The sequence below is a fragment of the Streptomyces alanosinicus genome (assembly GCF_014650595.1).
GTDB classification, from domain to species: domain Bacteria; phylum Actinomycetota; class Actinomycetes; order Streptomycetales; family Streptomycetaceae; genus Streptomyces; species Streptomyces alanosinicus.
Genome location: NZ_BMVG01000030.1, coordinates 75,107 through 83,313, shown reverse-complemented (window position 1 = coordinate 83,313; position 8,207 = coordinate 75,107). Strand labels below are relative to the sequence as shown.

Annotated in this window: 10 protein-coding genes; 4 read left to right on the top strand and 6 right to left on the bottom strand. The window is 70.6% G+C overall.

What is annotated here, in order from left to right:
* Positions 1–212: 212 nt before the first annotated feature.
* Both IE277_RS35880 and IE277_RS35875 read right to left on the bottom strand, forming a co-directional pair.
* Positions 213–1,037, bottom strand: coding sequence for a DUF3558 domain-containing protein (locus tag IE277_RS35880; protein ID WP_189957932.1), 825 nt, complete (start codon positions 1,035–1,037; stop codon positions 213–215).
* 170 nt (positions 1,038–1,207) lie between these two features.
* Positions 1,208–2,104, bottom strand: a complete 897-nt coding sequence (locus IE277_RS35875) for a DUF3558 domain-containing protein (protein ID WP_189957931.1) — start codon at positions 2,102–2,104, stop codon at positions 1,208–1,210.
* A 213-nt stretch (positions 2,105–2,317) separates the two neighbouring features.
* On the opposite strand from IE277_RS35875, the gene IE277_RS35870 reads away from it, so the two are divergent.
* Positions 2,318–3,511 (top strand): RtcB family protein, encoded by a 1,194-nt coding sequence (locus tag IE277_RS35870; RefSeq protein WP_189957930.1) that lies wholly within the window; start codon positions 2,318–2,320, stop codon positions 3,509–3,511.
* 6 nt (positions 3,512–3,517) lie between these two features.
* Here the strand turns inward: IE277_RS35870 and IE277_RS35865 are convergent, their stop codons facing one another.
* From IE277_RS35865 to IE277_RS35855, 3 genes are all read right to left on the bottom strand, one after another.
* Positions 3,518–3,700 (bottom strand): hypothetical protein, encoded by a 183-nt coding sequence (locus IE277_RS35865; protein ID WP_189957929.1) that lies wholly within the window; start codon positions 3,698–3,700, stop codon positions 3,518–3,520.
* Positions 3,697–4,461, bottom strand: coding sequence for an SDR family NAD(P)-dependent oxidoreductase (locus IE277_RS35860; RefSeq protein ID WP_189957928.1), 765 nt, complete (start codon positions 4,459–4,461; stop codon positions 3,697–3,699). The genes IE277_RS35865 and IE277_RS35860 overlap by 4 nt, the downstream gene beginning before the upstream one ends.
* Before the next feature lie 62 nt (positions 4,462–4,523).
* Positions 4,524–4,862: a YnfA family protein gene (locus IE277_RS35855; RefSeq protein ID WP_189957927.1), complete on the bottom strand. Its 339-nt coding sequence runs from the start codon at positions 4,860–4,862 to the stop codon at positions 4,524–4,526.
* A gap of 143 nt (positions 4,863–5,005) precedes the next feature.
* Here IE277_RS35855 and IE277_RS35850 point away from each other — a divergent pair, with 143 nt between their 5' ends.
* On the top strand, positions 5,006–5,491 hold the full coding sequence (locus tag IE277_RS35850; protein WP_229882208.1) for a hypothetical protein: 486 nt from the start codon (positions 5,006–5,008) through the stop codon (positions 5,489–5,491).
* Positions 5,492–5,559: 68 nt separating this feature from the next.
* Here IE277_RS35850 and IE277_RS35845 read toward each other — a convergent pair whose 3' ends face one another.
* Complete coding sequence (locus tag IE277_RS35845; protein WP_189957926.1) at positions 5,560–5,964, bottom strand: winged helix-turn-helix transcriptional regulator; 405 nt, start codon at positions 5,962–5,964, stop codon at positions 5,560–5,562.
* 136 nt (positions 5,965–6,100) lie between these two features.
* Between IE277_RS35845 and IE277_RS35840 the strand changes: the two genes are divergently transcribed.
* Together IE277_RS35840 and IE277_RS35835 are read left to right on the top strand one after the other, a co-directional pair.
* Positions 6,101–6,991 (top strand): NADP-dependent oxidoreductase, encoded by an 891-nt coding sequence (locus IE277_RS35840; RefSeq protein WP_189957925.1) that lies wholly within the window; start codon positions 6,101–6,103, stop codon positions 6,989–6,991.
* Positions 6,992–7,083: 92 nt separating this feature from the next.
* A complete protein-coding gene (locus IE277_RS35835; RefSeq protein WP_189957924.1) occupies positions 7,084–8,175 on the top strand; it encodes an LLM class flavin-dependent oxidoreductase in 1,092 nt (363 codons plus the stop codon).
* Positions 8,176–8,207 lie beyond the last annotated feature (32 nt).

The following is an 8,207-nucleotide window of genomic DNA, read 5'->3' as shown; positions in this document are numbered from 1 at the left end:
GCTCACGGACGGCCGCGTACGAGCCGGCGAAGCCGATCCCGGCGATGATCAAGGCGCCGGAAACGACCACGCCTATGAGTATGCGGTGCATCCGAGTCAGCTGCGGTGGCGCGGCCACTCGTACTCCCCTCCCCTTGCCTGTTGTTGCGCGCAACAGGGTGGCACACGCGGAGGGCGCGTGGGTTACCGGTCAGGGCTTCGGGCCCACTCGGTCAGCTCTTCTTCGCGGCCGACTTGGACGGAGAAGCGCTGGAAGACGGCGACTTGGACGGGGAGGCCGAGGAGCCCGAGCCCGAACCGCCCGAAGCGGAGCCGCTGTTGGCGGACGACACCGCGCCGACGGCCTCCTTGATCGCCTGCTCCGCCGACTTCGTCAGATCGTCGGCGTCCGGGGTGTCCTCGCCCGCCAGACCGGCGCCGTTGTAGTCGAGCGTGACGACCACGTTCTCGACGCGCGCGACCACCGTCTGCTGCTTGAACAGACCTTCCTTCTTCTTCAGGTCGTAGCGCACGGCCGTCGCCTCCGAGCCCGTGCCGGACAGCGGGGTCTCCTTGGCGTTCTTCGCGCCGTCCACCGCGGCGGCGTCCTTGACCTGCTGGGTGAAGTACGTGTGGGCCTGTGCCTCAGCGGAGCCGCGCGTGGTGTCGGAGTCGAAGCGCAGCAGGGACACGTTCAGCCAGCGGAACTGCGAGCCCTTGACGCCGTTGTTGTCCAGGCTGGACCAGGAGCAGGACGCCCGCGACGACGGATCGTCCGAACTGCCCTTCTTGCCCGAAGTGCCCTGCGGGACCAGGTCCGTCAGGGTCTTCTTCGACACCACCGCGCACGCGTCGGGAAGCTTCTTGTAGGCGGCCGCCTGCACGGTCGGGGACGCGCTCGTCGAGGGCGAGGTGCTGCCGCTCGCGGACTGCCGCGCGCTGCTGTCCGTGCCCTTGCCCTTGGCGTCGCCCGAGCCCGACGAACAGGCGGCGGTGATCAGCACCGCCGGAACGGCTGCCGCGCAGACAAGCGCACGGCTCAGGCGCTTGCCACGCATCTGTCGCTGGGCACGGTCGTCTGTCTGGGCTGCTCGTTGCATGGTTCCTTCACTCGTGACGCTCGGTGGTCGTTCGGGTCCTTGCGGGGGCCCACGGTACGCGGTGAAGGAGCTGTGCGGTTTCGGTTCGGGTGCTTCGCACACGGTGGGGCGAGCGGCTCCGGGTGCCGTCAACCGCCCAGCGCGTCGTCCAGTTGAGAGGCCAGTTCACGCGCTGTGTCCTGCATTTCCTTGCTGTCTGGGACCGTTCCGGTGGCCATCGGCTGCTCCTCGTACTCGATGGTGACGATGACATTGGACGTGCGGAACACCACAGTCACCGTCCGCGGCTCGGCCGTCGAACCGGACCCGAGCTGATCGTTGATGTACGCCTCGTCACCGAGACCGGACAGCACCCGCGGCTGCAGATCGGCCGCGGAGGCGTCGTCGGAGGCGGAACCGGAGGGAGAGCCGGAGGGCGAGCCCGAGGGAGAGCCCGAGGCGGACGGGGAGCCGGAGCCGGAGGCGGCGCGGCTCGCCGGGGCCGACGGGGTGCCGGACGCGGTCGCGGACGGCGCGGCGGACGTGGACGTGGCGGAGGGCGTGGGCGTCCCGGCCGGTGCCGAGGAGCCGCTCGGCTCGGGCAGGTCGGCGGCCGTCTCCTTGTCCTCGAACAGCTTCTGCGCCTGGTCGTCGTCACTGACCGTGTTGTCGTACGACACCACGCGCTCGAAGTCGACGGAGAGGCGGTCGGTGGCGTCGGCGGACTCCACCTTCCAGTGGCAGCCGACCTTGCGGTCGGTGTCGTAGGTCAGCGCGGCCTCGCCCTGGTAGGCCTTGTCCCGCTGGTCGGGGTCGGTGATCTCCTTGATGCCGGGCAGCATCGCGTTGAGGCTGTCGTGGCCGACCGCGCCGCAGGGTTCGGGCAGCGTGCGGTACTTGCCGGGCTGGGCGGCCGCCGTGGTCGTGCCGGTCTCGCCCGGATTGGCGTTGTCCGTCGTGCTGTCGCCGCCCGAGCCGCTCGTGCAGCCGACCAGCAGTGCCGCAAGGAGGGCGGCGGTGCCGGTTACGTACGCCTTCCGCTGCACGGTCGGGCTCCTCTCGGGTGTGCGCTCGCTCGGTGCTCCAGTGTCCCCGCTGGTTATTCGCTTGCCGCAGCGGGGCGCCCCCTGGAGACAATGTGTATCGCACGCGCTGCTGTGGCCGCCGGTCCCTTGTCCCTTTTCATCGACCCTGGTGCCGTTTTTGCGCTTTGGTGCTTTTAAGTCTTTTGTTGTTGTATCCGGGGGAATGAGGAAGTTATGTCGTACGTGGAGATGCCGGGCGCGAAGGTGCCGATCCGGATGTGGACGGACCCCGCGACGGTCGAGGACGTGGCCCTGCGCCAGCTGCAGAATGTGGCGACCCTGCCGTGGATCAAGGGTCTGGCCGTGATGCCGGACGTGCACTACGGCAAGGGCGCGACGGTCGGCTCGGTGATCGCCATGCAGGGCGCGGTGTGCCCGGCTGCGGTCGGCGTGGACATCGGCTGCGGGATGTCGGCCGTGCGGACGTCCCTGACGGCGAACGACCTGCCGGGGGATCTGTCGCGGCTGCGGTCGAAGATCGAGCAGGCGATTCCGGTGGGCCGGGGGATGCATGACGACCCCGTGGCGCCGGGGGACTTCCATGGGCTGGCCACGGCCGGCTGGGACGACTTCTGGGGCCGGTTCGACGGGGTCGCGGACGCGGTCAAGTTCCGTGCGGACCGGGCCCACAAGCAGATGGGGACGCTCGGCTCCGGGAACCACTTCACCGAGGTGTGCGTCGGTGACGACGGCGCGGTCTGGCTGATGCTGCACTCCGGCTCCCGCAACATCGGCAAGGAACTCGCCGAGCATCACATCGGCGTGGCCCAGAAGCTCCCGCACAACCAGGGCCTGGTGGACCGCGATCTGGCCGTCTTCGTCGCGGACACCCCGCAGATGGCGGAGTACCGCAACGACCTGTTCTGGGCGCAGGAGTACGCCAAGTACAACCGCATGCTGATGATGGCGCTCCTGAAGGACGTGATCCGCAAGGAGTTCAAGAAGGCCAAGCCGGTCTTCGAGCCGGAGATCTCCTGCCACCACAACTACGTGGCGGAGGAGCGGTACGAGGGCATGGACCTGCTCGTCACCCGTAAGGGAGCGATCCGGGCCGGCTCCGGGGAGTACGGGATCATCCCGGGCTCCATGGGTACGGGCTCGTACATCGTGAAGGGCCTCGGCAACGAGAAGGCCTTCAACTCGGCTTCCCACGGCGCGGGTCGGCGGATGAGCCGTAACGCGGCGAAGAAGCGTTTCTCGACGAAGGACCTGGAGGACCAGACCCGGGGCGTGGAGTGCCGTAAGGACTCCGGCGTCGTGGACGAGATCCCGGGCGCCTACAAGTCGATCGACCAGGTCATCGACCAGCAGCGGGACCTGGTGCAGGTCGTGGCGAAGCTGAAGCAGGTCGTGTGTGTGAAGGGCTGACCCCGGTCAGTGACCGTGCCGCACGGCGTAGATCATGACGAACGCCACGATGTGGATGCCGAAGAGGAAGTAGCCGAGGAACCACCAGACCCTTCGTTCGTCCTTCGTCTCCTGGGCGAGGCGGCGTTGTTCCAGGGACTTCTCGAAGGAGTCGAGGGAGTCGGCGGGTTCGGGGGAGGGGTCCGTCATGACAGCTCCCGGTGGACCTTGGTGTTGGAGGCCTGGGCGCGGGGGCGCAGGACCAGGAGGTCGACGTTGACGTGGCTGGGGCGGGTGACCGTCCAGGTGATCGTCTCCGCCACGTCGTCCGCCGTCAGGGGTTCGGCCACGCCCTCGTAGACCTTGGCCGCCTTCGCCTCGTCCCCGCCGAAGCGGGTCAGGGCGAACTCGTCGGTCCTGACCATGCCGGGCGCGATCTCGATCACGCGGACCGGCCGGCCGACGATCTCCAGGCGGAGGGTCTCGGCGAGGACGTGCTCGCCGTGCTTGGCGGCGACATAGCCTCCGCCGCCCTCGTACGTGCCGTGGCCGGCGGTGGAGGACACGATCACGATCACGCCGTCGCCGCTCGCTTCGAGCTTGGGCAGCAGGGCCTGGGTGAGGTTCAGGGTGCCGATGACGTTCGTCTCGTACATCGAGCGCCAGGCGGCCGGGTCGCCGGTGGCCACCGGGTCCGCGCCGAGCGCGCCGCCCGCGTTGTTCACGAGGACGCCGATCGTCTCGAAGGCCGTGGCGAACTCGTCCACCGCGGCGCGGTCGGTCACGTCCAGCTGGTACGCGACCGCCGAGTGGCCCGCCTTGGTCAGCTCCTCCGCCAGTGCCTCGATTCGGTCCTTGCGGCGAGCGGTGAGGACGACGCGGTAGCCGGCCTTCGCGAGCCGCCGGGCCGTGGCGGCACCGATGCCGCTGCTCGCACCCGTGACGACGGCGATGCGGGAGGCGGGGGCCATGGGCAGCTCCTCTGATGATGCGGCGGTATGCCGACGGTGGCTCCGTCCAGCCTAAGTGAGGCTCACGCGCCGTTCCTCGGCGCCCACATGATCACGGCCATACCGGCGAGGCAGATCAGTGCTCCGGTCACATCGAAGCGGTCGGGGCGGTAGCCGTCGGCGATCGCGCCCCACAGCAGTGAGCCGGCCACGAAGATCCCGCCGTACGCGGCGAGGATGCGGCCGAAATGGGCGTCCGGCTGGAAGGTGGCGACGAAGCCGTACGCGCCGAGGGCGAGGACCCCGCCGGTCATCCACAGCCAGCCCCGGTGCTCGCGCACCCCTTGCCAGATCAGCCAGGCGCCGCCGATCTCGAACACGGCGGCGACGACGAACAGGGCGGCGGAGCGCAGGATCGACATGGCAGCAGCTTGGCACGGGGGCGCGCCCGGCCCGCGCGGTGCCCTTGCCACCTGTCAGGGCCCTTGTCACCTGTTGGACGGCGTCTGTCCCGGAGGCTTCGTGGCATACATCCGTACGGCAGTCGGATCGCGAGAGTGGAGTGGTGAGCGGCGTGCGGATGCGGACGTGGACGTGGTGTGCGGCGGGGGCCCTGGCCGGGACGGTGCTGGTGCCGGGGGCAGCCCTGGCCGCTCCGGCGCCCGTGCCCGAGGCCGATCTGGCCTTTCACGGGACCGCGGTGCTCAGCGGCGACAAGGTGGCGGTGAAGCTGACGCCGCGCAACAACGGGCCCGCCGCCGTGACGGACTCGACCGTGCGGCTGCGCTGGTCGGTGGCGCTGGCCGCGGCGCAGCGGCTGCCGGCCCGGTGTGCCCGGGAGGACGAGCGGACGGTGGTGTGCGCGACGGGCGCGCTGGCCGCGAACGCGGTGGGCGAGCAACTGGATCTGCCGGTGCGGCTGAAGGAGAAGCCTTCGCAGGTCACGCTGGAGACCGACACGGCGTGGGCGGGCGGCGCGGTGGACAAGAACCGGGCGAACGACCGGCAGAAGGTGCTCGTGCTCGGCACCGGGGACCCGTACGCCTTCTGAGCCGCATCCGGTTCCGAGCCGTGTCCGGTTCCGCGCCTTGTCCGGGGTTCTCGTTGTCCGGGGTTCTCTTACCCGGGGTTCTCGCTGTCGTAGCGCTCGCGGGCCGTGCGTACCTCATCGAAGTGGGTCTCCGCCCAGTCCTTCACGGCGGTCAGCAGGCCGGCGAGGCTGGCGCCGAGCGGGGTGAGCGCGTAGTCGACACGGACCGGGACGGACGGGGTCACCGTGCGGCTGAGGATGCCGTCGCGTTCGAGGGTGCGCAGGGTCTGCGTGAGCATCTTGGGGCTGACGCCGGCGACCTTGCGGCCGATGTCGCTGTAGCGCAGGGGGCCGGCGGCCAGGGCGGCGACGACGAGGCTGACCCACTTGTCGCTGAGCCGGCCGAGGAGCTGGTTGGTGGGGCACTCGCGCAGGAAGGCGTCGTAGTCGGCGCGGGCCTGTTCGCGCCGCTGGGCGGCGGTCAGGGTCGCCATGGGCTCTCACCTCGGGGTCGGCTACGCACTCTCAGGTAACTACTTACCGATCGATAGTAGCTCTCCTACGGTTGGCGGTGCGGCCGGAAAGATGCCGCGAAAGCCATCAAATGCCTTGCGGTAGAGGAGAGTTGACATGCGCGCTGCTGTGGTGCGGACGTTCGGTGGTCCGGAGGCCGTGGAGATCGTGGAGGTGCCGGTCCCGGAGGCGGGCGCGCGGCAGGTGCGGATCAAGGTGGCCGCGGGCGCGCTGAACCCGGTGGACGCGGCCGTCCGGGCGGGCGTCTTCGGCGGGGCCGGCAAGGACCTGGGCCTCGGCTGGGACGTGGCCGGCACGGTGGACGCGGCGGGTGTGGCCGCCGCCTGGAACGTCGGCGACGCGGTGGTCGCGCTGGCGCCGGGGCTCGCCGATCCGCTGGGCTCGCACGCCGAGTACGTCGTCGTGGACGCGGGCGCGGTGGCCGTGGCGCCCGCCTCGGTGGACGCGGTGCACTCGGGCACCCTGCCGCTGAACGGGCTGACCGCGCTGCAGGCCCTGGACCTGCTGGACCTCCGTCCGGGCGGGAAGCTGCTGGTGACCGGGGCTGCGGGGGCGGTCGGCGGATTCGCGGTGCAGCTGGCCGCGCACCGCGGGATCGAGGTCGTCGGGCACGCGCGCGCCGGTGACGAGGAGCTGGTGCGCTCCCTGGGGGCCGCGCGCTTCACCTCCGACGGGGTCGCACCGGGCAGCGTGGACGCGGTGCTGGACGCCGCCGTGCTCGGGGCGCCCGCGCTGGAGTGGGTGAGGGACGGCGGTGCGTTCGTCGCGGTCCGTGACGGGGTGCTGCCCGAGGCGGCGCGCGGGGTGCGCATGGAGAACGTCTGGGTGCGGGCCGACGGGGCGCAGCTCGCGGAGCTGGTCCGGCTGGTGGACGAGGGGGTGCTGACGCTGCGGGTGGCGCAGGCGTACGGCCTGGACGAGGCGGCGAAGGCGCATGCGCGGCTGGCCGAGGGCGGGGCGCGCGGGCGGCTGGTTCTCGTCCCCTGACGAGGCCCGCGGGTGGTGTCCGGAATAACCCGGCCGGGTGGACCGTTCAGCGGGATATAGTTGAATGGTTAACTATCTGGAGGGCAGCGAGCATGCAGTTCGGGATCTTCACGGTCGGCGACGTCACGCCGGACCCGACCACCGGGCGTACGCCGACCGAGGCGGAGCGCATCAAGGCCATGGTGGCCATCGCGCTGAAGGCCGAGGAGGTGGGCCTGGACGTCTTCGCGACCGGCGAGCACCACAACCCGCCGTTCGTGCCGTCGTCCCCGACCACCATGCTCGGCTATGTGGCGGCCCGGACCGAGAGGCTGATCCTCTCCACCTCCACCACCCTGATCACCACCAACGACCCGGTGAAGATCGCGGAGGACTTCGCGATGCTCCAGCACCTGGCCGACGGGCGGGTCGACCTGATGACGGGCCGCGGCAACACCGGGCCGGTCTACCCCTGGTTCGGCAAGGACATCCGGCAGGGCATCGACCTCGCCATCGAGAACTACGCCCTGCTGCGCCGGCTGTGGCGCGAGGACGTCGTGGACTGGGAGGGGAAGTTCCGCACGCCGCTCAAGGGCTTCACGGCGACCCCGCGGCCGCTGGACGGGGTCCCGCCGTTCGTCTGGCACGGCTCGATCCGCTCGCCGGAGATCGCCGAGCAGGCGGCCTACTACGGCGACGGCTTCTTCCACAACAACATCTTCTGGCCCGCCGACCACACCAGGCGGATGGTCGAGCTGTACCGCAGCCGGTACGCCCACCACGGGCACGGCACCCCGGAGCAGGCGATCGTGGGGCTCGGCGGCCAGGTGTTCATGCGGCGCAGCTCGCAGGACGCGGTGCGCGAGTTCCGGCCGTACTTCGACAACGCGCCGGTCTACGGCCACGGGCCCTCCCTGGAGGACTTCACCGACCAGACCCCGCTGACCGTCGGGACCCCCGAGCAGGTCGTCGAGAAGACCCTGGCCTTCCGCGAGTACGCCGGTGACTACCAGCGCCAGCTGTTCCTGGTGGACCACGCCGGGCTGCCGCTGAAGACCGTGCTGGAGCAGATCGACATGCTCGGCGAGGAGGTCGTCCCCGTGCTGCGCAAGGAGTTCGCGAACGGCCGTCCGGCGGATGTGCCCGAGGCGCCGACCCATCAGTCCCTGCGCGCCGCGACGGCGGCTCAGCGCGCCCGGGCGTAGCTCGGTGCGCAGGCGCCGCGCGGTGCTCAGGG

Excerpts from the sequence above, each read along its gene's own strand:
- IE277_RS35865 (WP_189957929.1), bottom strand. The coding sequence starts at position 3,700 with ATGACGGACCCCTCCCCCGAACCCGCCGACTCCCTCGACTCCTTCGAG.
- IE277_RS35860 (WP_189957928.1), bottom strand. The coding sequence starts at position 4,461 with ATGGCCCCCGCCTCCCGCATCGCCGTCGTCACGGGTGCGAGCAGCGGC.
- IE277_RS35880 (WP_189957932.1), bottom strand. The coding sequence starts at position 1,037 with ATGCGTGGCAAGCGCCTGAGCCGTGCGCTTGTCTGCGCGGCAGCCGTT.
- IE277_RS35845 (WP_189957926.1), bottom strand. The coding sequence starts at position 5,964 with ATGGCGACCCTGACCGCCGCCCAGCGGCGCGAACAGGCCCGCGCCGAC.
- IE277_RS35840 (WP_189957925.1), top strand. The coding sequence starts at position 6,101 with ATGCGCGCTGCTGTGGTGCGGACGTTCGGTGGTCCGGAGGCCGTGGAG.
- IE277_RS35835 (WP_189957924.1), top strand. The coding sequence starts at position 7,084 with ATGCAGTTCGGGATCTTCACGGTCGGCGACGTCACGCCGGACCCGACC.
- IE277_RS35855 (WP_189957927.1), bottom strand. The coding sequence starts at position 4,862 with ATGTCGATCCTGCGCTCCGCCGCCCTGTTCGTCGTCGCCGCCGTGTTC.
- IE277_RS35870 (WP_189957930.1), top strand. The coding sequence starts at position 2,318 with ATGTCGTACGTGGAGATGCCGGGCGCGAAGGTGCCGATCCGGATGTGG.